Source organism: Streptomyces sp. SID5464, assembly GCF_009862985.1.
GTDB classification, from domain to species: Bacteria; Actinomycetota; Actinomycetes; order Streptomycetales; family Streptomycetaceae; genus Streptomyces; species Streptomyces chartreusis_D.
The window spans coordinates 264,716-290,531 of record NZ_WWIQ01000010.1 but is presented as its reverse complement, the minus strand read 5'-3'; the positions used below and the strand labels follow the sequence as shown (position 1 = coordinate 290,531).

At 72.3% G+C, this 25,816-nt stretch carries 23 protein-coding genes; 15 read left to right on the top strand and 8 right to left on the bottom strand.

What is annotated here, in order from left to right; all coding sequences use genetic code 11:
• Positions 1–95: 95 nt before the first annotated feature.
• Complete coding sequence (locus GTY47_RS11355) at positions 96–758, bottom strand: bifunctional DNA primase/polymerase (protein WP_010035765.1); 663 nt, start codon at positions 756–758, stop codon at positions 96–98.
• A gap of 306 nt (positions 759–1,064) precedes the next feature.
• Here GTY47_RS11355 and GTY47_RS11350 point away from each other — a divergent pair, with 306 nt between their 5' ends.
• Complete coding sequence (locus GTY47_RS11350; protein WP_010035764.1) at positions 1,065–2,450, top strand: transcriptional regulator; 1,386 nt, start codon at positions 1,065–1,067, stop codon at positions 2,448–2,450.
• Positions 2,451–2,651: 201 nt separating this feature from the next.
• Entirely contained in the window at positions 2,652–4,634 is a 1,983-nt protein-coding gene (locus tag GTY47_RS11345) for a hypothetical protein (protein ID WP_010035763.1), read from the top strand.
• A 35-nt stretch (positions 4,635–4,669) separates the two neighbouring features.
• On the opposite strand, the gene GTY47_RS11340 is transcribed toward GTY47_RS11345, so the two are convergent.
• The gene (locus GTY47_RS11340; protein WP_010035761.1) at positions 4,670–5,983 is read right to left on the bottom strand and encodes an ABC transporter substrate-binding protein; all 1,314 of its coding nucleotides are present in this window, start codon (positions 5,981–5,983) and stop codon (positions 4,670–4,672) included.
• A gap of 117 nt (positions 5,984–6,100) precedes the next feature.
• Here GTY47_RS11340 and GTY47_RS11335 point away from each other — a divergent pair, with 117 nt between their 5' ends.
• Together GTY47_RS11335 and purU are read left to right on the top strand one after the other, a co-directional pair.
• Positions 6,101–6,601, top strand: coding sequence for a hypothetical protein (locus GTY47_RS11335; RefSeq protein WP_029180888.1), 501 nt, complete (start codon positions 6,101–6,103; stop codon positions 6,599–6,601).
• A gap of 46 nt (positions 6,602–6,647) precedes the next feature.
• A complete protein-coding gene (gene purU / locus GTY47_RS11330) occupies positions 6,648–7,529 on the top strand; it encodes a formyltetrahydrofolate deformylase (RefSeq protein WP_010035755.1) in 882 nt (293 codons plus the stop codon).
• A gap of 79 nt (positions 7,530–7,608) precedes the next feature.
• On the opposite strand, the gene GTY47_RS11325 is transcribed toward purU, so the two are convergent.
• Together GTY47_RS11325 and GTY47_RS11320 are read right to left on the bottom strand one after the other, a co-directional pair.
• Positions 7,609–8,955: a zf-HC2 domain-containing protein gene (locus tag GTY47_RS11325; protein WP_010035754.1), complete on the bottom strand. Its 1,347-nt coding sequence runs from the start codon at positions 8,953–8,955 to the stop codon at positions 7,609–7,611.
• The gene (locus tag GTY47_RS11320) at positions 8,952–9,533 is read right to left on the bottom strand and encodes a sigma-70 family RNA polymerase sigma factor (RefSeq protein WP_010035752.1); all 582 of its coding nucleotides are present in this window, start codon (positions 9,531–9,533) and stop codon (positions 8,952–8,954) included. Before GTY47_RS11320 ends, GTY47_RS11325 begins: the two co-directional genes overlap by 4 nt.
• Before the next feature lie 360 nt (positions 9,534–9,893).
• Between GTY47_RS11320 and GTY47_RS11315 the strand changes: the two genes are divergently transcribed.
• Positions 9,894–10,274, top strand: a complete 381-nt coding sequence (locus GTY47_RS11315; protein WP_010035749.1) for an STAS domain-containing protein — start codon at positions 9,894–9,896, stop codon at positions 10,272–10,274.
• Positions 10,275–10,442: 168 nt separating this feature from the next.
• Positions 10,443–10,955 carry an EF-hand domain-containing protein gene (locus GTY47_RS11310; RefSeq protein WP_010035747.1) on the top strand — a complete coding sequence of 171 codons (513 nt, stop codon included), beginning with the start codon at positions 10,443–10,445 and terminating at the stop codon, positions 10,953–10,955.
• Between the two features lie 19 nt (positions 10,956–10,974).
• On the opposite strand, the gene GTY47_RS11305 is transcribed toward GTY47_RS11310, so the two are convergent.
• A complete protein-coding gene (locus tag GTY47_RS11305; RefSeq protein WP_010035745.1) occupies positions 10,975–12,489 on the bottom strand; it encodes an AMP-binding protein in 1,515 nt (504 codons plus the stop codon).
• A gap of 90 nt (positions 12,490–12,579) precedes the next feature.
• On the opposite strand from GTY47_RS11305, the gene GTY47_RS11300 reads away from it, so the two are divergent.
• The 4 genes from GTY47_RS11300 (at position 12,580) to GTY47_RS11285 (ending at position 16,716) form a co-directional block, all read left to right on the top strand.
• Positions 12,580–13,776: an amidohydrolase family protein gene (locus GTY47_RS11300; protein ID WP_010035743.1), complete on the top strand. Its 1,197-nt coding sequence runs from the start codon at positions 12,580–12,582 to the stop codon at positions 13,774–13,776.
• A complete protein-coding gene (locus tag GTY47_RS11295) occupies positions 13,776–14,909 on the top strand; it encodes an acyl-CoA dehydrogenase (RefSeq protein ID WP_010035741.1) in 1,134 nt (377 codons plus the stop codon). Before GTY47_RS11300 ends, GTY47_RS11295 begins: the two co-directional genes overlap by 1 nt.
• Positions 14,910–14,911: 2 nt before the next feature.
• Positions 14,912–15,793 carry an acyl-CoA dehydrogenase family protein gene (locus GTY47_RS11290; protein WP_029180887.1) on the top strand — a complete coding sequence of 294 codons (882 nt, stop codon included), beginning with the start codon at positions 14,912–14,914 and terminating at the stop codon, positions 15,791–15,793.
• A 443-nt stretch (positions 15,794–16,236) separates the two neighbouring features.
• A complete protein-coding gene (locus tag GTY47_RS11285; RefSeq protein WP_010035738.1) occupies positions 16,237–16,716 on the top strand; it encodes an ATP-binding protein in 480 nt (159 codons plus the stop codon).
• Between the two features lie 431 nt (positions 16,717–17,147).
• On the opposite strand, the gene GTY47_RS11280 is transcribed toward GTY47_RS11285, so the two are convergent.
• Entirely contained in the window at positions 17,148–18,074 is a 927-nt protein-coding gene (locus tag GTY47_RS11280; RefSeq protein WP_010035737.1) for a cyclase family protein, read from the bottom strand.
• Positions 18,075–18,180: 106 nt separating this feature from the next.
• Between GTY47_RS11280 and GTY47_RS11275 the strand changes: the two genes are divergently transcribed.
• From GTY47_RS11275 to GTY47_RS11265, 3 genes are all read left to right on the top strand, one after another.
• A complete protein-coding gene (locus tag GTY47_RS11275; protein WP_010035736.1) occupies positions 18,181–19,095 on the top strand; it encodes an SDR family NAD(P)-dependent oxidoreductase in 915 nt (304 codons plus the stop codon).
• Positions 19,096–19,209: 114 nt separating this feature from the next.
• Positions 19,210–20,358, top strand: a complete 1,149-nt coding sequence (locus tag GTY47_RS11270; protein WP_010035735.1) for an acyl-CoA dehydrogenase family protein — start codon at positions 19,210–19,212, stop codon at positions 20,356–20,358.
• Entirely contained in the window at positions 20,358–21,407 is a 1,050-nt protein-coding gene (locus GTY47_RS11265; protein ID WP_010035733.1) for a Zn-dependent alcohol dehydrogenase, read from the top strand. The genes GTY47_RS11270 and GTY47_RS11265 overlap by 1 nt, the downstream gene beginning before the upstream one ends.
• On the opposite strand, the gene GTY47_RS11260 is transcribed toward GTY47_RS11265, so the two are convergent.
• Positions 21,397–22,425: a helix-turn-helix domain-containing protein gene (locus GTY47_RS11260; RefSeq protein WP_010035731.1), complete on the bottom strand. Its 1,029-nt coding sequence runs from the start codon at positions 22,423–22,425 to the stop codon at positions 21,397–21,399. The two genes, GTY47_RS11265 and GTY47_RS11260, sit on opposite strands and share 11 nt — an antisense overlap.
• A 71-nt stretch (positions 22,426–22,496) precedes the next feature.
• On the opposite strand from GTY47_RS11260, the gene GTY47_RS11255 reads away from it, so the two are divergent.
• Positions 22,497–23,816: an MFS transporter gene (locus GTY47_RS11255; RefSeq protein ID WP_010035729.1), complete on the top strand. Its 1,320-nt coding sequence runs from the start codon at positions 22,497–22,499 to the stop codon at positions 23,814–23,816.
• 183 nt (positions 23,817–23,999) lie between these two features.
• Positions 24,000–25,118, top strand: a complete 1,119-nt coding sequence (locus GTY47_RS11250) for a class I SAM-dependent methyltransferase (RefSeq protein ID WP_010035727.1) — start codon at positions 24,000–24,002, stop codon at positions 25,116–25,118.
• A gap of 15 nt (positions 25,119–25,133) precedes the next feature.
• On the opposite strand, the gene GTY47_RS11245 is transcribed toward GTY47_RS11250, so the two are convergent.
• Positions 25,134–25,775 (bottom strand): flavin reductase family protein, encoded by a 642-nt coding sequence (locus GTY47_RS11245; RefSeq protein WP_231911159.1) that lies wholly within the window; start codon positions 25,773–25,775, stop codon positions 25,134–25,136.
• Positions 25,776–25,816: the final 41 nt, after the last annotated feature.

Here is a 25,816-nt window from a genome sequence, read left to right as displayed (position 1 = left end):
GGTGGCGTTCTTCAGGGGCGCGGGGAACTGCGCGATCAACCACACACAACCAGCAGTCGCCGCACACCAGCGACCAGGCAGACGAACAGGCGCGGCTACCGATCCCGGCCGCACGCATAGGCCAACGGCGAGATCAACTCCTCCGCATCCGGCAGCCACCGATTCGCGGGCGTAGGCCGGCAGGCCCACTGCACAGCTCCGCGCGACCCGAACCGCGTGGGCGGCGCAGCCACGTACCCACCCTCGCCCAGCACCGTCAGATCCAGCGACGACAACGACCAGCCCAGCTTCCGCACCAGGTCAGGCACCTTCACGGACGCCCCCGGCAGCACGAAGAACTCCATCCGCCGATCCGGCGTGAGCGTCACCGGCCCCAGCGTCAGCTCCATCCGCTCCATCCGCGCCAGGGCGAGGAACCCGGCGGTCTCCGGCACGGAAATCGCGTCGAACGTACGCCCCGTCGGCAGCAGGATCGACGCCGTCGGCTGCTTCTGCCACATCCGCCGTGCCACGGTCGCGCTGCCCGTCGCCTGCGTCGCCCAGTCCGGGCGCGCCGGGTGCGATCCCGGGGCCGGACACGCGGCGTCACCGCAGGAGCAGCGCTGGGCGCCGTCGACGGCTTCCAGCCAGGTGCCGGGGAACACGTCCCAGTGGCGCTCCTCGGCGTAGCGGACAGCGGTCTCCAGCAGCGATTCCCCGCGCTGCTTCGGGATCTGAGCGGCTTCGGTGCCGGCGATCGTCTCTTCCACGATGAACACAACTCCGGTCGTCACCAGGGGTTACGCCCGCCCGCGTGCGCGGGGAGGAGCATCGCCCTTGTCGTCGGGGCGCATGGGTGCATGTGCGGGGGCGCGCAGGAGGATCCGTGGCCGGAGCTGGGTAGCCACGAGTGGGGCCGGCAACAGCCGTTACCCCGGCAATCCTCACATGCCTCGCATTTTCGCCTGGTCGGCGGGGCATTGATCTTCACGGCCGGATCTTTTCGCCGGGACGCGAGGGACCCGGCCGCGGAAGACACGTCAACTCGGTGCGTGGGCAGGCACCGCAGCCACAGGGGGTACGCCATGGCCGCAAGGCCGCTCGTCGCCAGGCAGCCGAACGAACGGCTCCAGGCGCTCATCCAGGAAGCCGGATGCTCCAACGCCGGCCTCGCCCGCCGGGTCAACATGTGCGGTGCCGAGCACGGCCTCGACCTGCGCTACGACAAGACGTCGGTGGCGCGCTGGCTGCGCGGGCAGCAGCCGCGAGGACGGGCCCCGGCGATCATCGCCGAGGCGCTCGGCCGCAAGCTCGGCCGTACGGTCACGATCGACGAGATCGGCATGGCCAACGGCAAGAACCTCGCCTCGGGCGTGGGTCTGCAGTTCTCGCCGACGGTACTGGGGGCCATCGAGCAGGTCTGCGAGCTGTGGCGCAGTGACGTGGGGCGGCGGGACTTCCTGTCCGGCTCCTCCGTCGCCGCGTCCGCGCTGGTCGAGCCCAGCCGTGACTGGCTGATCTCCGCACCCGACGGCCAGGTGTCGCGCTCGGCCGGGCCGCGGGTCGGGCAGTCCGACGTGCAGGCGGTGCGGGCCATGACGCAGGCGCTGGTGGATCTCGACCACCAGTACGGCAGCGGGCACGTGCGGCCGGTCGTCGTGCACTACCTCAACAGCGTCGTCTCGGGGCTGCTGGCGGGGTCGTACCGGGAGGCGGTCGGGCGGGACCTGTTCGCGGCGGTGGCCCGGCTGACCGAGCTCGCCGGGTACATGGCCGTGGACACCGGGCAACCGGGCCTGGCCCAGCGCTACTACATCCAGGCGCTGCGGCTCGCCCAGGCGGCCGGGGACCGGGGCTACGGCGGGTACGTGCTCGCCGCCTCCATGAGCCATCTCGCCGCGCAGCTCGGGAACCCGCGGGAGATCGCGCAGTTGGCGCGGGCGGCGCAGGAGGGGGCGCGGGGGCGCGTGACGCCGCGTGCGGAGTCGATGTTCCACGCGGCGGAGGCGCGCGGGCACGCCCTGATGGGCGACGCGCGCGCCGCCCAGTCCTGCGCCGGGCGGGCGGTGAGCGCCCTGGAGGCGGCCGACCCGGCCGCCGGGGACGACCCGGCGTGGATCGGGCACTTCGACGAGGCCTATCTCGCCGACGAGTTGGCCCACTGCCACCGGGATCTCGGGCAGGCCGAGGCGGCGGCGCGGTGCGCGCAGGAGTCGCTGGCCGGGCATCCCGAGACGCGGGCCCGCCGCCGGGCCATCGGTTATGTGCTGTTGGCCACGGCACAGGTGCAGCAGCGCGAGATCGAAGAGGCGTGCAGTACGGGCATGAAGGCCGTCGAACTCCTGGAGGGGCTGCGCTCCAACCGGGGGGCCGAGTATCTGGAGGACTTCCAGCAGCGGCTGGAGCCGTACCGGGACGAGGCGGTGGTCAGGGAGTTCGGGGCGCGGCTGGACCTTCAGGCGGCGGCGTGAACACAGGGTCGGCGCATGCGTGAACGTGAGGAAAACGGCGGCTTGGCGCGCGGGAGGTGACATGAGCAGCGAGCCGTGACCCGGTTTTGTTACCGCGCTCACAGGGCAGGAGGTCACGTCCTGTGCTGCGTGGCACGGGGCTCAGGGGACCCGGTAGCGTGACCCGACGATTCACAAGGTCCCCCATTAGTAGGAGTCCCGGTGACGCAGAGTGGACAGGGCGAGGAGCCCTCGGCGCGCCCCGCGCGCGAAGGCATCGTGCTGCCCTCCGACGGTGGCGAGCCCCTGCTGCCGGGCATGACGGGCGGACGCGGTGACGCGCCCGCCGGCCGCCGGTCCGGCCAGACCCCGGCCTCGGCTCCCGCCGAGGGCCAGACCTGGGGCCAGCCCTGGGGGCCCGACCAGCAGACCCCGCCCGCGCAGCCGGGCCAGAGCTGGCAGTCCCCGCCGCCCCAGCAGTGGACGGAGCCACCGGCCTGGGACGCCCAGCACCCCGCCCCCGGCACACCGGGCCCGGGCGCGCTGCCCCCCGAGGGCGCCCAGTCCCCGAACCCGTACGCCGGCTCCTACGGCGCGCCCGCCGACGGCGCACAGTACGGCGCTCCTGCGGGCCGAGCCCCGCTGCCTCCGGAGGGCGCGGGCGGCCGGCCGCCGCAGCAGCACGACGCGTACGGGTCACCTGCCGGAGGCGCGCCCTCCGGCACGTACGGGCCCGCCGGCACGGGCGGTTCACACCAGCAGGGCGCCGACGCGTACAACTCCCCTGCCGGGTCACCGGGCCCCCAGGGGCCCGGCGGGTACGGGAACGGGCCCGCCGGAGGGCAGCAGCCGCAGCAGTCCGGCGCGTACGGGAACGGGCCCGCCGGGGGGCAGCAGCCGCAGCAGACCGGTGCCTATGGGACCGGCCCCGCCGGGGGGCAGCAGCCGCAGCAGGCCGATGCCTACGGGAACGGCCCCGCGGGCGGGCAGCCGCCGCAGCAGTCCGACGTCCACGGGTCTCCCGCCGGAGGCGCGCCCTCCGGTGCGTACGGGCCTGCCGGTGGGCAGCTGCCCCGGCAGAGTGACGCGTACGGGTCCGTCGCCGCGGGTGGCCCGCAGCCGCCGGCCTCCGGCGGACACGGCGCCGCTGCCGGACGTGCCCCCCTGCCCCCGGCCGTCGACGAGGGGGCGACCCAGTATCTGCCGCCCGTCGCCGCCACCCCGGCCGACGAGGGGGCGACGCAGTACATACCCCCGGTGGGCCCGGGCGCGCTGCCGCCCGAGATGCCCGCCGAGCAGGACTCCGAGGCGACGCGGTTCCTGGGGACCGGGCCGTTGCCGCCCGCCTCGAACCCGGACGCCGAGGCGACGCAGTACATCGCGCCGGTGCCAGGCGGTGGCCAGCAGCCGCCCGCAGGGTTCGAGAACCTCTTCCGCAGCGAGCACGGCGCCGAGAGTCCGGCCGCGGCCACCCAGCAGATGCCCCGCTTCGAGCAGCCGCAGTCCCACCCCCAGCCCTCCTACGCGCCGCCCGGCGGCGGCCAGTCCGACGGCCGCTCCGGCCGCGGTGGCCGGAGCGGCTCGCGCGTGCCGGTCATCGCGGCCGTCGGCATCGGCATCGCCGTCCTCGGCGTCGGCGCCGGCGCGCTGCTCGCCGGTGGCGGAGGCGGTGACGACAGCGGTGACAACAACAAGACCGTGGCCGCCTCGGCGCCCGCGACGGACGGTTCCGCCTCGCCGTCCGCCGACCCGGCCCGCGCGCAGGCGGTCGAGCTGGACAAGCTGCTCGCCGACAGCGGCAACAGCCGCAGCACCGTGATCAACGCGGTGGCCGACGTCAAGGGCTGCGACAACCTCGCCCAGGCCGCCAAGGACCTGCGCGACGCGGCCAAGCAGCGCAACCAGCTGGTCACCCGGCTCTCCGGCATCACGGTCGACAAGCTGCCCGACCACGCCGCGCTGACCACCGCCCTCACCAAGGCGTGGCAGGCCTCGGCCTCGGCCGACAACCACTACGCGGCCTGGGCCGACCAGACCGCAGGCAAGAAGGGCTGCAAGAAGGGCCAGGCCCGCGTCACCGGCCAGACGCAGGCCGGCAACCGGGCCAGCGGGGTGGCGAGCGCCGAGAAGACCAAGGCGGCCCAGCTGTGGAACGGCATCGCGAAGAAATACGGCCTGACCGAGCGGCAGCCGACGCAGCTGTGAGTGCTCCCGGCCGGGCGTGAACTGCTGAGCCGGGCTCAGTAGTTCACGTCGGCGTTCTGCAGCGTCCTCGTCGTGTCGACGAAGCCCTTCCGCGCCGACACCAGCCGTCCCTGCCGCACCACCTGGAGGGTCACGTTGGCGTTGACCAGGCGCGGGAATCCGACGGAGGCGAGCTTGTCCTGGAAGCGCCACTGAAGCGTCGGCGTGAGCCCGCCCGTGCTGATCCTGAGGCCGTCGTCGAGGGCCTCCGTGACCGTGTCGGCGGTCACCTCCCCGTCGCCGAGCGACTCGACGATCTTGCGGAACACGGTGTAGGCGATCCAGGTGGTCTGCACTCCGGCGTCCGCGGGGTCGATGCGGTTGTCGTCGAAGGCCTCCTCCTTGATCACCCGCTTCATCGCGTCCCAGCGGGGATCGCTCTCCACCGGGTACCAGCCGGTGATGTACGAGCCTTCGTACGGACCCGACGCCCCGCCGGTCGCGTCGATCACCGTCTGGTCGACGCTGCCGAGCACGGTGGCCGTCCGTACGTCGGGATAGTCCTCGCGGGCCCGGCGGAAGGAGTCCATGAAGGTGCCGTTGCGGTCCCCGAGCGCGGGCACCACACACCCCCTGTCCACCGGGTCGGTGGTCGTCGTCTCCAGCGCCCGCTGGGCCTGGCCGTCGTACTCGGTGGCGTCCTCCGCCGCCCGCTGGTCCCTCGCGGGCCTGTGCCCGCCCGCCTTCAGGCCGGAGTCGAGCAGCGGGGGAAGCTGGTCGCCCGCGATGGTGTCGGGCCGGATCAGCGCCACGGGCCCGCAGCCGTCGGCGAGCGCGCTGCCGAGCCCGGCGAGCAGCGCGGGCTGGCCGCCGTTGACGGGGTAGGACAGGGGGCTGGTGAACTCGGCGTTGGTGACGCCGTAGCCGCCGATGTACGGGATGCCCGCGCCCTCCAGGGACGGGAAGAAGGAGTCGGCGTACTGGCTGTAGGATCCTACGACCGCGACGACGTTCTCCTTGGCGGCCCGCCGGGCGCACTTGGCGGCGGCCACGCTGTCGTTGTGGTCGTTGCAGGTCAGCACGTCGAGCTTGCGGCCGTTGATCCCGCCGTTGGCGTTGACCCAGCGGGCGTAGGCGCGTGCGAGGGCGGGCATGCCGGGTTTGTTGGTGGCCTTGGTGTCCTGCGGCGCCCAGGTCATGACGGTGATCGGGTCGTCCCCGGCATCCCCCGTGGTGCCGGGGACCACCCCGCAGCCGGCGAGGAGCGACGCGCACGCGACCGCCGTGCCCGCGGAGAGGACGCCGGTTCTGGCGTGACGGGTGAGGAGGCCGGGGAGGAATGTGCTGCGGTTGCGTCGCCTGCCGGTCATGGCTCTGCACGATTCCGCCACACGACTAACCCGGGAGTGATCTCCGGTCAACGATCGGTGACGCACAGGTGAATTGCAGGGGTCGGTGTGACCGATGTGAAGGGGAACGTACGATCGATGACCGTGCAAGCTTCGGAGAACTCTTCCCGTCGTGGCCGTCGCTCATCCACCATGGGCGGCATGCCTGTCAATGACATGCCGTGGTGGCGCTGGCGCAGCAACGTGCGCTCGGCGCTGCACATGCTCTCCGATCCCGTGTTCCAGCGGGACGTCTGGCTGGCCGGCGTGGACGGCTTCGGCGACGTGACCGACGCGGTGTACCGGCTGGTCGAGGACACCTGGCTGGACCACTGGTCCGCCGAGAAGTACGTCGGCACGATCTTCCGCGACTCGCAGGAGGCGGCTCTCGTCGACACGGCCGTGCTGCGGGTGCTGCGGATCATGCACCAGGTCGGGCCGGACGCGCCGGTCGCCACGTACCTCGAGCACCAGGCGTGGCCGGAGGCGGTCCGGGCGGCCCGGGACGCGCATGTCCGGCTGGCCGCGAGCGACGGTGACGAGCCGGACGCGCCGCCGCGCAGCCTGGAGGTGCTGCGGATCATGACGAGGTCCGCGTAGCGGGACGGTTGCCGGTGCTCTGGTTCCTTGTGGGAACCTGTCCTGCATGAACGAGCAGTCCACCAGCGCCGCGGCCCCGGCCGACCAGTACGTCCTCACCCTCTCCTGTCCGGACAGGAAGGGCATCGTGCACGCCGTGTCGAGCTATCTGTTCATGACCGGCTGCAACATCGAGGACAGCCAGCAGTTCGGCGACCACGACACGGGACTGTTCTTCATGCGGGTCCACTTCTCGGCGGAGGCGCCGGTGAGCCTGGACAAGCTGCGGGCCAGCTTCGCGGCGATCGGTGACTCCTTCCAGATGGACTGGCAGATCAACCGGGCCGACGAGAAGATGCGCATCCTGCTGATGGTCAGCAAGTTCGGGCACTGCCTGAACGATCTGCTGTTCCGGGCGCGGACCGGTGCGTTGCCGGTGGAGATCGCGGGTGTGGTGTCCAACCACACGGACTTTGCGGAGCTGGTGGGCTCGTACAACATCCCCTTCCACCACATCCCGGTGACGAAGGACACGAAGCCGGAGGCGGAAGCCCGGCTGCTCGACATCGTGCGCGAGGAGGGTGTCGAGCTGGTCGTTCTCGCGCGGTACATGCAGGTGCTCTCCGACGACCTGTGCAAGGCGCTCGCCGGGGGGATCATCAACATCCACCACTCGTTCCTGCCGAGCTTCAAGGGCGCGAAGCCGTATCACCAGGCTCACGCCCGGGGTGTGAAGCTGATCGGGGCGACTGCTCACTACGTGACGGCTGACCTGGACGAGGGGCCGATCATCGAGCAGGAGGTCGAGCGGGTCGGGCACGACGTGACGCCGGAGGGGCTGGTCGCGATCGGGCGGGACGTGGAGTGCCAGGCGCTGGCGCGGGCCGTGAAGTGGCATGCCGAGCGGAGGATTCTGCTCAACGGGCGGCGGACTGTGATCTTCGCCTAGGAGCTCGGGACGTTCCGCTTGTGTGGCGGGTGCGGGTGGACCGTGGCTTGTCGCGCAGTTCCCCGCGCCCCTGAGCCACTTACATCCTGCTCAGTGACGCCGCCGCGAACAGGACATCCCTGATCGCCTCTCTGTCTCCCACCTGACCCGCTGCCGCCTCCTGTGGGGGTACGTGGCCCGCTGCCAGGCGGCAGAACTCCACGCCGTCCAGGGCCACGTGGGCCACCTCGTGTTCGGCCGAGCCCTTGGCCGCGGGGGAGTCGAGGGGGATCAGCCACTCGCCGCCGCCCGAGCCCTCGATCTCCAGGCGGAGGCTGCGGCCCGGTTCGCCCGCTGTCACGAGATGGCGGTGGTGGGCGGGTGCGGCCAGGCCGCTGCGGCGGCGGTCGGCCAGGGCGTTCGGCAGCATGCGGGCGGCCAGGTCGATCATGCGGTGCAGGTGGCGCGGCGTGGGCGGGTCGTACGGGTAGTCGACCGCGTTCGCGATGTCCTCAGCGTGCACCCAGCACTCGAAGGCCCGGTCGAGCATCGCGTCGTGCAGGGGCAGCTCGAAGTCGCCGTAGGGCACCGGCAGGCCGCCGACGCCGCTGCCCGTGAAGGACACCGTGCGGACGAGGTTGTGGCTCTGCTCCCGCCAGGGCGCCCGCACGGCACGGGTGGGCGGGAAGTGGGAGGCGCTCCAGTACGCCTCGGTGCGGGACGCCGGGGTCGGCTGCCGGGACGTGACGTCGCCCAGTGGGTCGTCGAGGCCCAGCGCGACCGCGACCAGCCCGTCCACGCTGAGCAGATGCGCGATGACGCCGGCGACGGTGGTGCGGCGGCTCGTGGCCTCGTCGCTCCGGAACCAGCGCAGCCGTACCGGCGCGTGCCACTCGGCGTCGCCGAAGTCCTGGAGCAGGGCGTCCAGGCGCGCGGTCTCGGTGTCGTACGCGGCGGCCCAGTCCGGCACCGGGATGCGCGGCGGGCGGCGCTCCAGGCAGGACTCCAGGACCCGGGTGCGCAGGCCCGGATCCAGGTCGAGGCTGTCGGGGCGTTGCAGCAGCCCGACCGCCTCGCGCAGCCGCCGGGCCTCGTCGGCACACGCGCCGCACTCGCCGAGGTGCTCCTCGACGGCCGTGGCCTCCTCCGCCGAGCACGCGGCCAGCGCCCAGGCGCCGAGCAGGGCCTTCAGCACGGGGTGCTCCAACACGGGCCGTACGGGCGGCGGTTCTGTCGCGTCACCGGGCTCCTCCAGCGCGGGCAACGGCAGCCCGCTGTCCTCGACGGAGGCCCGGGGCAGGGGGATCCGCGGCGGGCGCCCAGCAGCACGCTCGTTCTGCGGGCCTTCGGGGCGTTCGTCCTGAATGTCGCCTTCGTTCCGGGGCTTGTCCTTCTCCTCGGGTCCGTCATCGCCGTCGTGCGCCTCGAACCGGTCCGGCCCGTTCACACCGCACCCCCGTATCCGGGCGGTGCGCCGGGTGCCTCCGAGTCGTGGGCGGTGGACAGCAGTTGCAGGCCCAGGCGGAGGCGGCGGCGGGCCTCGTCCTCGGTGATGCCGAGGTCGGTGGCGGTCTGGCGGTAGTCGCGGCGCTGGAAGTAGGCCCGCTCCAGGGCCGAGCGCAGCGGGACCGGCATGGACTGGACGATGTAGTCGGCACGGGCGGCGACCGAGGCCCGGCGCACCTTGTGCTCCAGTTCCTCCGGGGTGCCGGAGCCTTCGCGGGCGAGGGCGGCGGTCTCGGTGGCGCGCAGGCGCTGGACGGCCAGGCGGTGGGTCAGTGCGGCGACCCAGGTGCGCAACGGGCCCTGCTTGGGGTCGTAGGTGTCCGGATGCTCCCAGACGTGGATGAAGACCTCGCGTGTGATGCCGTCGGCGGCGCGCTCGTCGCCGAGTACGCGGTGGGCGAGGCCGTGCACGAGGGAGGCGAACCGGTCGTAGAGCTCACCGAGGGCGGCGGCCTCCCCGCGGGCGAGCCGCTGCTGCATCTTGCGGTCCCAGCGAGGCGGTGCGTCCTTTTTCGCCATGCCGCCTCCTCACCCCCTGCTCGTGTCCCGCGCCCGTGCCCTGTCCAGACTGTGTCCGACGTCTCCCCGAATGTAGTCGGCACGTCCGGTAGCGCACGCCCCTTTGTGGCAATGTGCGCCCCCTGGTCGGCCGCAGATGGTAGGGGACCGACGGCGCTCGCGACGGGTGCTGTCGGGCCGCGCCTACCCAGCCGCCCTCCGATCAGACCTGACCGAAGAGGATCGAACAGGATCGAAGTCGACTAAAACAAGCCTCTTCTCGGGGGATCCGTTTTTCGGGTTGTGTTTCAGGGAACGGCCGCTGGGCAGCCGCGCTGCAAGGAAGCGTAGGCACTGCTTCCGTTTTGGCGATCGAAGGGCGTGGTGGTGACCTTCAAAGTGACCGGCGGCGAGCAGGGCGAGTGGGCCGTGCTCCAGGTGTCGGGCGAGCTGGATCTGGTGACGTCGCCGGTGCTGCGTCAGCGTGTGCACGACGTGGTGGCCGAGGGGCACCACTGTCTCGTCCTCGACCTGTCCGAGGTGTTCTTCTGCGATTCCAGCGGCGTCGGCGTGCTCATCGCCGCCCGCCGGCTGATCCGCTCCTGCCAGGGCCGGCTGCGGCTGGTGCTGCCCGCCCGGGGCGCGGCCGACGGATCCCATGTCAACCGGGTCCTCGGCGCGCTGGGCGTACGCAGGCTGTTCGACGTGTACGGCGATCTGGACGCGGCCCTGGGCGACGAGGGCGAACCCCTGTCCGCGTGACGGGCCGGTGACGCACCGTAGGACGAGTGTTGCCGTTCCGACACGCTGTTGTCCCGGAATTCCCCCGGTCTTGGCACAAGCGACGTTTTCCCGCGCCTGAACGGCCCCCTCCGTCGTACGCTCCGAGCGAGAAGCACCCCACCCGACGTAAGGCGGCCCGAAAGAGACATGGTCAGCAGCGAGTACGAGCGCAGGATCGCCGCCCGGTTCGCCACCTTCGACCAGGACGGCAACGGTTACATCGACCGCGAGGACTTCTACGGCGCGACCAAGGCGCTGCTCACGGAGTTCGCCGTGGCGGCCCGGTCCGACAAGGGACAGGCGCTGTACGGCGGCGCCGAGGCGTTCTGGCAGGGCATGGCCGGGATAGCGGACCGCGACGGCGACCAGCGCATCACGCGCGAGGAGTTCGTCAACGGCGCGGTCAAGCGGCTGCGCGACAACCCCGACCGGTTCGCCGAGATCGCCCGTCCCTTCCTGCACGCGGCCCTGGACGTCGCCGACACCGACGGTGACGGCGCGGCGACGGTCGAGGAGGCCGCCCGTGTCCTGAAGTGCCTCGGCGTCCCCGAGGACATCGCCGGCCCGGCCGCCGCCGCGCTCGACGCGGACGGTGACGGCAAGGTCGGCGAGGCCGAGGTCGTCCCCGCCTTCGCCCGCTACTTCACCGTCCCCGAGTAGCGGCACCGGGCGCCGGGCGTCACGTGCCCGCATAGCGCTCGCGCAGCTCGTACTTCAGCACCTTCCGCAGGGTCTCGCCCCGCGGAAGGGCGTCCACCACCTCCAGCCGTTCCGGCAGCTTGTGCACGGACAGTCCCTCGGCGCGCAGGAAGGCGGTCGCGGCCGCGAGCGTCAAGGCCTCGGCTCCCGGCGGCCGTTCCACCACCGCGCACACCAGCTCCCCGCGCGCCGCGTCCGGCAGCCCGATCACCGCCACGTCCCCGACCGCCGGATGCCGGTGCAGCAGGTCCTCGATCTCCTGGGCCGAGATGTTCTCGCCCTTGCGGATGATCACGTCCTTCAGCCGGCCGGTGAGGACCAGGTGCCCGGTCTCCGTCAGCCGCCCGAGGTCGCCGGTGCGCAGGAACCCGTCCTCGTCGAAGGCCTCGGCCGTCTGCCCCGGGTCCAGATATCCCCGGCACACCGCTTCCCCGCGCAACCGCACCTCGCCGTCGACGATCCGTATCTCCATCCCCTCCGGCGGCCGCCCCTCGGTCGTCGCCAGCAGCTCGGGGGAGTCGTCCGGCGACCCCATGGTGATCATCGGCACCTCGGTCATGCCGTAACCATGGGTGAGCTGCACGCCCATCTCGCTGATCACGGCGTGATACAGCTCCGGCGGCTTGGGCGCCCCGCCGCCCGCCAGCAGCCGCAGCGAAGGAACGATCGGAACTCCCGGCTGCTTCCGCTGCTCCGCCAGGAACATCGAGTAGAACGCCGTCGACCCGCCCGCGATCGTCACCCCGTGCGTGCGGTACGACGCCAGCGCGTCCGGCAGCGCGAACTGCTCGAACAGCACCGCCGGGAAGCCGTACAGCAGCAGCATCACCGTGTAGTCGGGCCCGCCTATGTGGGCGTAGGGGAAGGCGATCGACCCCACGTCGTCCGGCGAGGGCCGTAGCGCGTGGGCCAGGCAGGAGCCGCCCGCGAGGAGCGAACGGTCCGTGTGCAGCACGCCCTTGGGGGCGGAGGTCGTGCCGGACGTCCAGTAGATCCAGCGGACCGCGGTGCCGTCGGAGGGCGGGGCGGGCAGCACGGACGGATCGCCGTCGGGCAGGTCGTCGTACGCCTCGAAGACGCCCTTCGCGCCGAGCCGCCTGGCCATCTCCGTGTGGTCGAAGCCCCGCCAGGTGCCCGGCACGGCGAAGAACTCCGCCTTCGACTCGCGCAGCGCGAAGCCGACCTCGCGGTCCCGGTAGAAGGGGATCACCGGGGTCTGCACGGCGCCGAGGCGGGCCAGCGCGAAGGACAGCAGGGCCGTCTCGATGCGGGTGGGCAGCTGCCAGGCGACCACCGTGCCGGGGCGTACGCCCATGCCGTACAGGCCGGCCGCGACCCGCTCGGCGCGCGCGTGCAGGGCACCGAAGGTGAGCGTGCGCCCCCCGGGCCGGCCGTCCTGGAGGAAGAGCGGGCGGTCGGGGGTGCGGGCGGCGCGGCGGGCGACCAGCTCCCACAGGGTGCGGGACGAACTCAGGGCGTGCGGGGTCTCGTTCACGGCTGCCCCCTTGCTCCTTGGCTGACGGGTCGTCAGGTGGGATGCTAACTGACGCTGCATCAGATAAGTACCGTCCGGCGGAGGGGACCCATGGCGACCGAACTGCCCCGCATCATCAGCGTCGACGACCACGTGATCGAGCCCGCCCACCTCTTCGACACCTGGCTGCCGGCCAAGTACCGCGACCGCGGCCCCAAGGCGCTGACCGCCGGGATCGGCGAACTCGCCTACGTCGGCGGCAAGTACCGGATCACCATGGACCCGGACGGCCCACCCACCGACTGGTGGATCTACGAGGATCTGAAGTTCCCGTACAAGCGCAACATCGCCGCCGTCGGCTTCGACCGCGACCAGATGACCCTGGAGGGCATCACCCGCCAGGAGATGCGGCCCGGCTGCTGGGACCCCCAAGAGCGGTTGAAGGACATGGACCTCAACCATGTGGAGGCCAGCCTGTGCTTCCCGAGCTTCCCGAGGTTCTGCGGCCAGACCTTCGCCGAGGCGCACGACAAGGAGGTCGCCCTGGCCTGCGTGCGCGCCTACAACGACTGGATGGTGCAGGAGTGGTGCGGGGACAGCGGCGGGCGGCTCATCCCGCTGTGCCTGATCCCGCTGTGGGACGTCGAACTGGCGGTCGCCGAGATCCGCCGCAACGCCGCACGCGGGGTGAAGGCCGTCACCTTCTCCGAGATCCCCACCCACCTCGGGCTGCCGTCCATCCACTCCGGCTACTGGGACCCGTTCTTCGCCGTCTGCCAGGAGACCGGCACGGTCGTCAACATGCACATCGGGTCCTCGTCCCAGATGCCGGCCGCCTCCCCGGACGCCCCGCCCGCCGTCCAGGCCTCGCTCAGCTTCAACAACGCGATGGCCTCGATGATGGACTTCCTCTTCAGCGGGGTGCTGGTGAGGTTCCCGCGCCTCAAACTCGCCTACAGCGAAGGCCAGATGGGCTGGGTCCCGTACGCCCTGGAGCGCGCCGACGACGTCTGGGATGAGCACCGGGCCTGGGGCGGCGTCCGCGACACGATCCCCGAGCCGCCCTCGACGTACTACTACCGGCAGATCTTCTGCTGCTTCTTCCGCGACAAGCACGGCGTGGCGTCGATCGACGCCGTCGGCCGCGACAACGCCACCTTCGAGACGGACTACCCGCACGTCGACTCGACCTTCCCGCACACCAAGGAGGTCGCCCTCGACCATGTGAAGGGCCTGGACGACGAGACGGTCTACAAGCTGATGCGGGGCAACGCCATCCGGATGCTGGACCTGGACCTCGACCGCTGATGGACCTGTCGGACACGCCCGTGGAGCAGGAGTTCCGGGCCAAGCTGCGCCAATGGCTGGCGCGGGTGCTCCCGGGGCTCCCGCCCGAACCGTCCCCCGACGACTGGCCCGGGCGGCGGGCGTACGACCTCGGCTGGCAGCGCAGGCTCCACGACGCCGGTTACGGCGACGTCCACTGGGACGCCTCGCCGACCATCCGGCTGATCTTCCTGGAGGAGACCGAGAAGGCGGGCGCGCCCTACGTGGGCGCCAACTTCGTGGGGCTGCTGCACGCCGGGCCGACGATCGCCGCCGAGGGCACGGACGCGCAACGGGCGCGCTGGCTGCCGCCGATCCTGCGCGGCGAGGAGGTCTGGTGCCAGGGCTTCAGCGAACCGGACGCCGGCTCCGACCTCGCGGCCCTGCGCACGCGCGCGTGGCGCGACGGCGACGCCTACGTGGTGACCGGCTCCAAGATCTGGACCTCCCACGCGGAAGTCGCCGACTGGTGCGAGCTGTTGGTCCGCACCGACCCGAAGGCGCCCAGGCACCGGGGCATCACCTGGCTGGCCGTGCCCATGGACGCGCCCGGCATCACCGTACGGCCGCTGCGCACGCTCGCCGGATCGGCCGAGTTCGCCGAGGTCTTCCTCGACGAGGTGCGGGTGCCGGTGGGGAACCGGGTCGGGGACGAGAACGACGGCTGGCGCGTGACCATGGTGACGCTGTCCTTCGAACGCGGCACGGCCTTCGCCGGCGAGGTCGTCGCCTGCCGCCGCGTCCTCGGCGAACTGGCCGTCACGGCCCGCGAGAACGGCCGCTGGGACGACCCGGCGCTGCGGCGCAGGCTGGGCGGGCTCCACGCCGAGTTCCGGGCGCTGTGGCGGCTGACGCAGTGGAACGTGAGTGCGGCGGAGGCGTCGGGGGGAGTGCCGGGCGTCAGCGGCTCGGTCTTCAAGCTGCGGTACTCGCACGCCCGCCAGGAGCTCTACGACGCCGCCGCCGAGGTACTGGGCGCCGACTGCCTCGACCTGGACCGCCCGTGGACGCTGGACCGCCTCTCCTCCCTGTCGTACACCATCGCGGCCGGCACCTCGCAGATCCAGCACAGCATCATCGCCGAGCGGATCCTCGGCCTGCCGAAGGGACGGTGACCGTGCGCTTCCGGCTGACGGACGACCAGCGGGCGTTGCGGGACGGCATGCGGCAGCTGCTGGCGCGGCACTTCGACGGGGCGGCGCCGCGGGCCGCCGCGGAGGCGCCCGCGCGGCTCGACCGGGAACTGTGGCGGGCCCTCGGCGACGCCGGGTTCTTCGCGCTGCGGCTGCCTGAGGCGGACGGCGGTGTCGGACTGGGCGCGGCCGAGGCGGTGTTGGTGTTCGAGGAGGCCGGGCGGGCGCTGGTGCCCGGTCCGCTGCTCGCCACCCACCTAGCCGCCGGTGCCGTACCGGGCGCGGCCACCGGAGAGACCGTCGTGGCGAGTGTCGACGGCGCACTGGCGGAGTGGCTGGCGCAGGCCGACGTCGTACGCGGCGACGCCGCCGGAGCCGTGCCGGTGCGCTCCCTCGACCCGTTGACGCCGCTGCACCGCGTGCCCGGCGGCACGGCGGCGGAACCGGATCCCGTCGCCGTCCTCCTCACCGCCGCCGAGCAGCTCGGCACGGCCGCCCGCGTCTGCGAGCTGGCGGTGCAACACGCCCGGGCGCGCGAACAGTTCGGACGGCCCATCGGGAGCTTCCAGGCGGTGGCACACCTGTGCGCCGGGATGCTGGTCCGGTCGGAGACGGCCCGCGCGGCGGTGTACGCGGCGGCCGTCACCGGCGACCCGGTCGACATCGCCGCCGCCCGCCTGCTCGCCGACGAGGCCGCCGTGCGCGGTGCCCGCGACTGTCTCCAGGTGCACGGCGGCATGGGCTTCACCTGGGAGTCCGAGGTCCATCTGCATCTGAAGCGCGCATGGGTTCGAACCCAGCGTGCGGGCGGTGTCACGGAGAGTGAGGAATCTCTGGCGGCCGCTCTGGTGACCGGAGTGGTGTGACAGGCCGTCTGGCTGCGGTGTCACCGAATATGCCCGCGAACATGTCGCGGATCGTGGCATCCCGTGATCACGGAGCGTTGATATCGGCTTGTGTCCTCGGAGTGACTCGTCACGGCCCGGAGTCGACTGTCCGCTCCGGTACCTTGTGTGAGATGCGAGTGGCTCTGAGTGCGGTGCTACCCCGTAGTGCCACCTGTTCGACTCCCCGCGACGAGCGTCGCACAGTATGCCGCACGGGTACTCCTTCGCGCTGGAATATGCCCGAAGCGCTTGTTGGGGTGACTGTACGTCAACCATGCTGTCCCACAAGGGATTCACGTTCCGTGATCCTTGTCCCGGCCGTTGTTCTGGCCATGCAGAAAATGGCTACGATCGTGGCCCTCGTGAGGCGCGAGCCTAAGTGTCCGCCGGTTCGGATGGTGTGAGCGGTGCAGGTGCTTCAAGTGCAGCTGGAGATCCGGCCCGACCCCGCAGAGGTGGGGCGGGCCCGGCGGTGGGCCCGCTCCCGCCTGGCCGGGTCGGGCATACAGGCCGACGAGCCGCTCGCCGAGACCCTGATCCTGCTCGTCTCCGAGCTGGTCACCAACGCCGTGGTGCACACCGGCCGGCCCGCCGTGCTGCGGCTGTCGCTGCCGCACGCCGTGACGGAGGAGATCACCGTCCGCCTCGAGGTCGCCGACCGCAGCGGCCGGGCCCCCGTGCCCCGGTGCGCGGACGACGACGCGACCGGCGGCCGGGGCCTCGCCCTCGTCGACGGCCTCGCCGACCGCTGGGGCTGGAGCGTCGAGAGCACCGGCAAGCGCATCTGGTGCGAGCTGGACCGGTGTTCGAAGTCCCCCGAGGTCACGGCGGGGTGCGGGGGCGGCGCGGTGGCGTGCGGCGGTGGAGCGTCCGTCGAGGGGCTGGCGTACGAGGCGGTCTGAGGCGCGACGAGTGCGGTGTACGGCGGCACATGCCGCGCGGTGTTGCGGCGGGGCCGGGGCACGGTCGCACGGCGGGTCCGCCGTTTTGGTCATGGCATGCGGCGATGCGCCGGGATGTGCTTCCGTGCGCGCCCGCGGTGAAAGCCGCATAAGCAACAAATCACCGATCGGGTGTTGACGCCTCGTGACGGTTTGCTCACGCTTGTGGGCAGCGATTCGCCGTGAGGGGACGGCGAGGGCCTGCGACGGCGGCCCTCGGCGAGTGTGAGTCGTGATTCGGCGTCGGCTCCCTGTCAGGGCCACGGGAGCCGGGGCGGGAGCGCCGGAGTCGGGTGGCGGCGCGCGCTGCCGTGCTCGGGGCGAGCAGCGCGGCGCCGCCATCCAGCTTCCTGCGGCGGGGTGGCGGCGGCACGCGCCCTGGCCTGCATGGCCTACAGGACGGCGACCGGGGCCACCGGAGAGCCGGTCGCTCCCGTGAACGGCTCGGGTGTCGCCGCCAGCAGGAACGCGTAGCGGCCCAGTTCTCCACAGGCTGTGGACAACTTTTCGAGATTCCAGTTCTGGCCCTGCGGCATCCCCATCTCCACGAGGTGGAGGGCGTGCACCGGCAGCCACAGGTCCTCGACCTCGGGCGGGAACACCTCGAAGGTGAGGGTGTCGTTGGCGACCGCCGCGACATCGCGTGCGTGGAACCACTCCGGCGTCCGGATCGACAGTCCCGGCGACGGATACGCGTACGCGTGCCGGTCCCCGGCCAGGCAGAGCTGGACCTGCCCCGTCCGTACGAGCACGACGTCGCCGGCCCGCACGCGCGTACCGGCCATTTCCTCGGCGGCGTCCAGGTCCTCGGGCGTGACGGCGTACCCGCCGTCGAGCCGGTCCGTGCCCCGGGCCCGGGCGACGTCGAGCAGCACTCCGCGCGAGACGAGGTGCCGGACCTTGTCGATGCCGCTGAACTCCGCGCCGTCGTGCGGGGTGATGGAGGCTGCCGGGCGGCCGTTGTAGAGCCTGCCCGAGTGCGAGACGTGCGGCAGCGCGTCCCAGTGGGTGGCCGCCTGGAGTCCCATCGTCACGGCATCGTCGCTGCACGCGACGGTGCCCGGGCCGAAGAGCTCCTGGTTGATCTGCACCATGACGTGCAGCGGGTCGATCCGGCCCGGGATCATCCCCGTCTGGACGCCGTCGCGCCGGAGGGGGAGTGCGAGCGGGATCCGGCGGCCGGTGCGGACCGTTGCCGCGGCCTCCCGGACGACCTCGTCGGTGATCAGGTTCAGTGTGCCGAGCTCGTCTGCGGCTCCCCAACGGCCCCAGTTGTTCACGCGCTTGGCGATGTCGTGGAACGCGTCCGGCAGCGACATGAGTCCTCCCCGGGGCTTGTGTTCCCGTATCTGACGGGTCGTAGAATCTGGAGGTCTGCGAAATCTAACGGTCCGTCAGAAACCGTGGGACGGGAAGGGGCCGGGCGTGGGGAACTTCTTGGCAGGCAAGGTCGTCGCCGTCACCGGCGCCGGGCGGGGCATCGGCCGGGCGGTCGCCCTCGCGGCGGCGGCCGAGGGGGCGAAGGTCGTCGTCAACGACTACGGCGTGGCGGTCGACGGTGCCTCCCCGACCAGTGCGGTCGCCGAGGCCGTGGTCAAGGAGATCGAGGCGGCGGGCGGGGACGCGGTCGCCGTCGCCGACGACATCTCCACCATGGCGGGCGGGCAGCGGGTCGTCGACGTGGCGCTGTCGTCGTACGGGCGGCTCGACGGGGTGGTCTGCGTGGCCGGGATCCTCCGGGAGCGGATGCTGTTCAACATGACCGAGGAGGAGTGGGACCCGGTCGTCGCGACGCACCTGAAGGGCACCTTCACCGTGTTCCGGGCCGCCTCGGCGGTGATGCGCAAGCAGCGCGCAGGCACACTGGTCGGCTTCACCAGCGGCAACCATCAGGGGTCGGTGTCGCAGGCCAACTACAGCGCGGCCAAGGGCGGGATCATCTCACTCGTGCGGAGCGCCGCGCTGGGGCTGCACAAGTACGGGGTGACCGCGAACGCGGTGGCGCCGGTCGCGCGAACGCGGATGTCCGCGGGGGTGCCGATGGAGCTGGCGGAGATCGGGGAGCCGGAGGATGTCGCCCCGCTGGTGGTGTATCTGCTGTCCGACGGGGCGCGGGAGCAGGGGATCACCGGGCAGGTGTACACGGTCGCCGGGGCGAAGATCGCGGTGTGGGCGCAGCCGAGGGAGCTGCGGGCCGCGTATGCCTCCGGCGGTTGGACCGTGGAGGGGATCGCGGAGTTTCTGCCCGGGTCCGTGGGGGTGGATCCGATGCCGATGCTCGAGCGGGTGCGGGAGATGGAGAGGGCGGCGCAGGAGGGGGAGCGGCCGAACGCCCAGTAGCTCAGGGGGCGCGTGTGGTGTGGCGGCCGCGGGTTGTTGGTGGCTGGTCGCGCAGTTCCCCGCGCCCCTTGGGGGCCTTACCGCAAGCCCAGTCACCGAGATGAGGCGGCAACCGTGGATTTCGGGTTCGCGCAAGAAGACGAGGACTTTCGTGCCGAGGCTCGTGCCTGGCTCGCCGCGCACGCCGAGGACGCACGGGACCGGCGCTCCTGGGAGCGCACCCTCGGGGCAGCCGGGTGGATCGGGCTCGGGTGGGGCGCGGGCGGGTACGGGAATCGCACCGCCACGCTCACCCAACAGGTCGTCTGGGCCGAGGAGTACGCGCAGTCGGCAGCGCCCCCGCGCTCCGGGCACATCGGTGAGAACCTGCTGGCCCCCACGCTCATGGCGCACGGCACCGAGGAGCAGAAGTCCCGCTTCCTGCCGCCGATCGCCGCCGGGGAGGAACTCTGGTGCCAGGGGTACAGCGAACCCGGCGCCGGTTCGGACCTGGCCGGGGTCCGTACCGCGGCCGTGCGCGAGGGCGACGGCCGTGCCTACCGCGTCACCGGGCAGAAGATCTGGACGTCCCTGGCGCACGAGGCTGACTGGTGCTTCGTGCTCGCCCGCACCGAGCCCGGCTCCGAGCGGCACCGCGGACTGACCTTCCTGCTCGTCCCCATGGACCAGCCGGGCCGGATCGAGGTCCGCCCCATCCGGCAGCTGACGGGCACCAGCGACTTCAACGAGGTCTTCTTCGACGGGGCGCACGCGCAGCACGTCGTCGGCGGTGAGGGCAACGGCTGGCGCGTCGCCATGAGCCTCCTCGGTTTCGAGCGGGGCGTGTCCACGCTGGCGCAGCAGATCGGGTTCGCCCGGGAGCTGGGCAGCGTGGTGCGGGCGGCCGTGGAGTCGGGGGCGGCGGAGGATCCGGTCGTACGGGAACGGCTCGTACGGCAGTGGGCGGAGCTGCGCACCATGCGCTGGAACGCCCTGCGCACCCTGGGCGGTTCGGGCGACCCGGGTGCCCCGAGCGTGGCGAAGCTGCTGTGGGCCGGATGGCATCAGCGGCTCGGGGAGCTGGCGGTGCTGGTGCGGGGTGCGGCGGCGAGCGTCGGTCCGGCGGACTGGTCCCTCGCGTCGCCGTACGAACTGGACGCGGCGCAGCACCTCTTCCTCTTCTCCCGGGCCGACACCATCTACGGCGGCTCGGACCAGATCCAGCGCACGATCATCGCCGAGCGGGTGCTCGGCCTGCCCAGGGAGCCCAAGGGAGCCGCGTGATGCGAGGCGTGATCTTCGACGGGAAGCAGGTCCGGGTCGTCACGGATCTGCAGGTGCGGGAGCCGGGTCCGGGTGAGGTGCGGGTCGCGATCTCGGCGGCCGGGCTGTGTCACAGCGATCTGTCGGTGGTGGACGGGACCATACCCTTCCCGGTCCCTGTGGTGCTGGGCCATGAGGGTGCCGGGGTCGTGGAGTCGGTGGGTAGTGGCGTCACACACGTGGCGCCCGGTGACCATGTGGCGCTGTCCACCCTCGCGAACTGCGGCACGTGCGCGGAGTGTGACCGGGGTCGCCCGACGATGTGCCGGCAGGCGATCGGGCGTCCGGGCCGGCCGTTCCGTCACGCCGGCGTGCCGGTCCACCAGTTCGCCGCGAACTCGGCGTTCGCGGAGCGCACGGTCGTGAAGGCCGTACAGGCGGTCCGGATCCCCGAGGACGTCCCCATGGCGTCGGCGGCGCTCATCGGGTGCGGGGTGCTGACGGGGGTGGGCGCCGTGCTGAACCGGGCGCGGGTCGACCGCGGCGACCGTGTCCTGGTGATCGGGACGGGCGGCATCGGCCTGAACGTGTTGCAGGGGGCGCGGCTCGCGGGCGCCCTGCGGATCGTGGCCGTCGACGCCAACCCGGCGAAGGAGGAGGTGGCACGCCGCTTCGGCGCGACGGACTTCCTCACCTCGACGGAGGGCGTGCGGGACCTCCTGCCCACGGGCGCGGACCACGCCTTCGAGTGCGTCGGCCGGGTGGAGCTGATCCGGCAGGCGATCGACGCACTGGACCGGCACGGCCAGGCGATCCTCCTCGGGGTGCCGCCGGCCGCGGCCGAGGCGTCCTTCCGCGTCTCGTCGATGTACCTCGACAAGTCCATCCTGGGCTGCCGCTACGGCTCCTCCCGCCCCCAGCGGGACATCGCCCTGTACGCCGACCTGTACCGCCAAGGCAGGCTGCTGCTCGACGAACTGGTCACCCGGACCTACCCGGTCGAGGACTTCGAGAAGGCGGCGGCGGACGCGGAGGCGGGCCGGGTGGCGCGCGGAGTGCTCACGTTCTGACGGCCGCCGACCCGTCCCTCCCGGTCCGGAAGGTCCGCCGGTAGGCGGTGGGCGTGACACCGAGCGCCGCCTGGAGGTGCTGGCGCATCGACTGTGCCGTACCGAAGCCCGCGTCGCGGGCCACCTGGTCGACGGAGCGGTCGGTGGTCTCCAGCAGGTGCCGGGCCCGTTCCACGCGCTGCTGGGTGAGCCACTGGCCGGGGCTGACGCCGGTCTCCTCGCGGAAGCGGCGGGTGAACGTACGGACCGACATGGCCTCCTGGGCGGCCATGTCGCGCAACTGGATCGGCTCGTGGAGACGGCCCAGGGCCCAGGCGCGGGCGGTGGTGGTGGAGGCCTGCTGCGGATCGGGCACCGGCCGCTCGATGTACTGTGCCTGACCGCCGTCGCGGTGCGGCGGTACGACCGTACGGCGGGCCACGTCGTTGGCGACGGCGGCGCCGTGGTCGCGGCGCACGATGTGCAGGCACAGGTCGATGCCGGCGGCGACCCCCGCGGAGGTCAGCACGTCGCCGTCGTCGATGAACAGCACGTCCGGGTCGACCTGGACCTGCGGGAAGAGCCGCTGCAGGCGTTCGGCGTCGGCCCAGTGGGTGGTGGCGGGGCGGCCGTCGAGGAGGCCGGCGGCGGCGAGCACGTAGACGCCGGTGCAGATGGAGGCCAGGCGCGTGCCGGGCCGGAGGCGGGCGAGGGCCGCGGCCAGTTCGTCGGTCAGCACTCCCTCGTCGTAGACCGGGCCGAGTTCGTACGACGCCGGGACGATCACCGTGTCGGCCTCGGCCAGGGCCTCGGGGCCGTGCGCGACGTGGATGGCGAAGTCGGCGTCCGTATCGACCGGGCCCGGCGGCCGGACCGAGCAGGTCACGACCTCGTACAGGTGCCGCCCCCGGGCGTCCTTGGGGCGGCCGAAGATGCGGTGCGGGATGCCCAGTTCGAAGGGGAGCAGCCCGTCGAGGGCGAGGACGACGACGCGGTGGGGGCGGAAGGCTTCGCGGGTGCCCGTATGCACGGTCTGCATGGCCCGATCCTAGCGAATGCTGTCTTTCAGGCCACTCGATGAGACGGATCGCGATCCGGAAGCCTTATGGCGTGACCCAGACAAGCGATGCCGCCCCCGACGTGCAGGAATCCGTACCGGAACCCCCCGCCGCGGGCAGGCGGCGCATCCACCGTGCCTGGTTCGTCGCCGCTGTCACCTTCGTGACGATCATCGGCGCGGCCGCCTTCCGTTCCGTGCCGGGCCTGCTCATCGACCCGTTGCACGACGAGTTCGACTGGTCGCGCGGCACGATCGGCGCCGCCGTCTCGGTCAATCTCGCGCTGTACGGTCTGACGGCCCCGTTCGCGGCGGCCCTGATGGACCGCTTCGGCATCCGCCGGGTCGTCGCGGTCGCCCTGACGGTCATCGCGCTCGGTTCGGGCCTCACGGTGTGGATGACGGCGGCCTGGCAACTGATGCTGTGCTGGGGCCTGCTGGTCGGCCTCGGCTCCGGATCCATGGCGCTGGCGTTCGCGGCGACCGTCACCAACCGCTGGTTCACCGAGCGGCGCGGCCTGGTCAGCGGCATCCTCACCGCCGCGTCCGCCTCCGGCCAGCTGATCTTCCTGCCGCTGCTGTCCTGGATCGTCGAGCGGCACGACTGGCGCCCGGCCGCCGTGACGGTCGCGCTCGCCGCCCTCGCGGTCGTCCCGTTCGTCTGGCTCCTGCTGCGCGACCACCCCGCGGACGTGGGCCAGAAGCCGTACGGCGCGACCGAGTTCGTACCGAAGCCCGCACCGGTCCCCGGCGCCGCCCGCCGGGCCGTGACCGTGCTGTTCTCGGCCGCACGCACCGGCCCGTTCTGGCTGCTCGCCGGCACCTTCGCGATCTGCGGCGCCTCGACCAACGGCCTGATCCAGACCCACTTCGTGCCCGCCGCCCACGACCACGGCATGCCCCTGACGACCGCCGCCTCGCTGCTCGCGGTCATCGGCGTCTTCGACGTCGTCGGCACGGTCGCCTCCGGCTGGTTCACCGACCGCTTCGAAGCCCGGCGCCTGCTCGCGGTCTACTACTCCCTGCGGGGCGTCTCCCTCCTCTTCCTCCCGCTGCTGCTGGTGACGCCCGGCGTCCGGCCCCCGATGATCTTCTTCATCGTCTTCTACGGCCTCGACTGGGTCGCCACGGTCCCGCCCACCCTCGCCCTGTGCCGCGAGCAGTACGGCGAGGACAGCGCGATCGTCTTCGGCTGGGTCCTCGCCTCCCACCAGGTCGGCGCGGCCCTGGTCGCCTTCCTCGGCGGCGTCGCGCGCGACACGTTCGGGTCGTACGACGTGGTCTGGTACGCGTCGGGGGCGTTGTGCGCGGTGGCGGCGTTGATGGCGTTGGTGATCCGGCGGCGGGGGGTGGGGGTGGCGGTGACGGCCTGAGAAGGGACTGCCGGGCGCGACAGCGGCTACGCGCCCGCGTAGGGACCCCGCGGCTGGCCCTATCCTTGGGCCAGTTCATTCGCCTCTTGGAAGGTCCGTCGATGACACTCGGCATGGTTCTCGGTGACGTGGTCGTCGTGACGTCGCAGGTTCGTTCACGTTCGGCCTTCCGAGGAGTTTGCCGTGTCCACGATCCGCTGGATCGAGGCTCAACCCCGTTCCGCCCGCTGGCATTCTGAGTCCGGGCTGCCCCTGCCCCGTCGGGTCGTCGTCGCCGACGACCGGATGAGCGCCGCCGTCGCCTACCGTCTGGCCTGCGAGGGCACCGCGCTGTTGTGGCGCGGGGATTTCCAGAACGCGCGGCAGTTGTTGCGCGCGATGGACCGCCGTGTCGGTCGTGCCGCGCCCGGTCCGGCGGGTACGCCGGCCGAGACCTTCCGTCTGTACCGGCGGTTCCGTGCTCACCGTGCGCGCGTGCTCGGCAAGTTGCTCGTGCTGCTGGAGCGGGAGCACGTACTGGCGCTGCGTCGGGCGCCTGACGTGCGGCCGGCGTGCGGTGAGGCGTACGGGCCGTCCGACGGGGACATGGCCGTCGCCCTCACCGAGCTGCTGGGTGTGATCAGTGCCCGGCAGTGGCGGGAGAAGGGTGTGTATGTTCCGGCGCTGGGCGCGCGGGTCCACCCGCATTACGGGGTGTTCGCGCCGACCAGGGGTGAGTACGTCGATCTCGTCGCGCGGGCGCCGCTGCCGCGTGGTGGCGGTGTGCGTACGGCGTTCGACCTGGGCACCGGCACCGGTGTGCTCGCCGCCCTGCTCGCCCGGCGTGGTGCCGGGCAGGTGGTGGCCACGGACGTCAGCGCGCGGGCGCGGGAGTGCGCGCGGGACAACGTACGGCGGTTGGGGCTCGGGCGGGTGGTCCGCGTCGCCGGGCCCGGGCTGTATCCCGAGGGGCGCGCCGATCTGGTGGTCTGCAACCCGCCCTGGATCCCCGCCCGTCCCGCCTCCGACCTCGACCTCGGCGTCTATGACGCGCGCGGTGGCATGCTCCAGGGTTTCCTGGACGGGCTCGGCGGCCGGCTGGAACCCGGCGGTGAGGGCTGGCTCGTACTGTCCGACCTGGCCGAACGGCTCGGGCTGCGCAGCCGGGACGAGCTGCTGAACGCCATCGACACGGCGGGCCTGCGGGTGGTCGACCGTCTGGACACCCGCCCCCGTCACGCGCGCGTGCGGGACACGGACGATCCGCTGCACGCCGTACGGGCCGCCGAGGTCACCTCGCTGTGGCGGCTGGCCGTCGCCTGATCCGTACCGGCTCGATCAATCGGACAGCCGCGCGAAGCGCCCTCGGTGGAACAGCAGCGGTCCGTCCGGATCGTCGTCGTCGCCCGTACCGAGGGCGTCCACCCGGCCGACCACGATGAGGTGGTCACCGCCGGTGTGGACGGCGTGGATCGCGCAGTCGATCCAGGCGACGGCACCCGACAGGCGCGGCGAACCCGACACCGGCGCCGCGTCGTACGCCACCCCCGTGAACTTGTCCGCGCCGCTCACCGCGAAGGCGCGGCACAGCTCGGTCTGGTGGGCGCCCAGGACGTTCACGCAGAACACCCCGGCCCTGGCGATACGCGGCCAGGTCGTCGACGTACGGCCGACCATGAAGGCGACCAGCGGCGGGACGAGGGAGAGGGACGTGAAGGACTGGCAGGCGAAGCCGGCGGGGGAGCCGGCGGGCGAGTCGCCCGTGGTGCCCGGAGTGGTGGGGGGCGCCGTGATCACTGCCACGCCCGTCGCGAAGTGTCCGAGGACGCGGCGGAACTCCGCCGGGTCCAGGGGAGCGCGCTCGTCCTCGCCGACGCACCGCAGCGCGGGGCGCGGCAGCGCTTCGACGGGCTCCGGTGCGGGTGTGCGGGCCGACCTGAGGTAGCGGACGGCGGCTTCGGCCATTCCTGCTTGTCCCATCACATCCACCATTGAATCTGACGTAGCGTCAGATAGGAAGG

What these genes read in the sequence shown, in the direction of transcription:
- GTY47_RS11350 (WP_010035764.1), top strand. Translation starts at nt 1,065, where the DNA reads ATGGCCGCAAGGCCGCTCGTCGCCAGGCAGCCGAACGAACGGCTCCAG.
- GTY47_RS11340 (WP_010035761.1), bottom strand. Translation starts at nt 5,983, where the DNA reads ATGACCGGCAGGCGACGCAACCGCAGCACATTCCTCCCCGGCCTCCTC.
- GTY47_RS11335 (WP_029180888.1), top strand. Translation starts at nt 6,101, where the DNA reads ATGACCGTGCAAGCTTCGGAGAACTCTTCCCGTCGTGGCCGTCGCTCA.
- purU (WP_010035755.1), top strand. Translation starts at nt 6,648, where the DNA reads ATGAACGAGCAGTCCACCAGCGCCGCGGCCCCGGCCGACCAGTACGTC.
- GTY47_RS11320 (WP_010035752.1), bottom strand. Translation starts at nt 9,533, where the DNA reads ATGGCGAAAAAGGACGCACCGCCTCGCTGGGACCGCAAGATGCAGCAG.
- GTY47_RS11310 (WP_010035747.1), top strand. Translation starts at nt 10,443, where the DNA reads ATGGTCAGCAGCGAGTACGAGCGCAGGATCGCCGCCCGGTTCGCCACC.
- GTY47_RS11300 (WP_010035743.1), top strand. Translation starts at nt 12,580, where the DNA reads ATGGCGACCGAACTGCCCCGCATCATCAGCGTCGACGACCACGTGATC.
- GTY47_RS11295 (WP_010035741.1), top strand. Translation starts at nt 13,776, where the DNA reads ATGGACCTGTCGGACACGCCCGTGGAGCAGGAGTTCCGGGCCAAGCTG.
- GTY47_RS11280 (WP_010035737.1), bottom strand. Translation starts at nt 18,074, where the DNA reads ATGTCGCTGCCGGACGCGTTCCACGACATCGCCAAGCGCGTGAACAAC.
- GTY47_RS11265 (WP_010035733.1), top strand. Translation starts at nt 20,358, where the DNA reads ATGCGAGGCGTGATCTTCGACGGGAAGCAGGTCCGGGTCGTCACGGAT.
- GTY47_RS11260 (WP_010035731.1), bottom strand. Translation starts at nt 22,425, where the DNA reads ATGCAGACCGTGCATACGGGCACCCGCGAAGCCTTCCGCCCCCACCGC.
- GTY47_RS11245 (WP_231911159.1), bottom strand. Translation starts at nt 25,775, where the DNA reads ATGGGACAAGCAGGAATGGCCGAAGCCGCCGTCCGCTACCTCAGGTCG.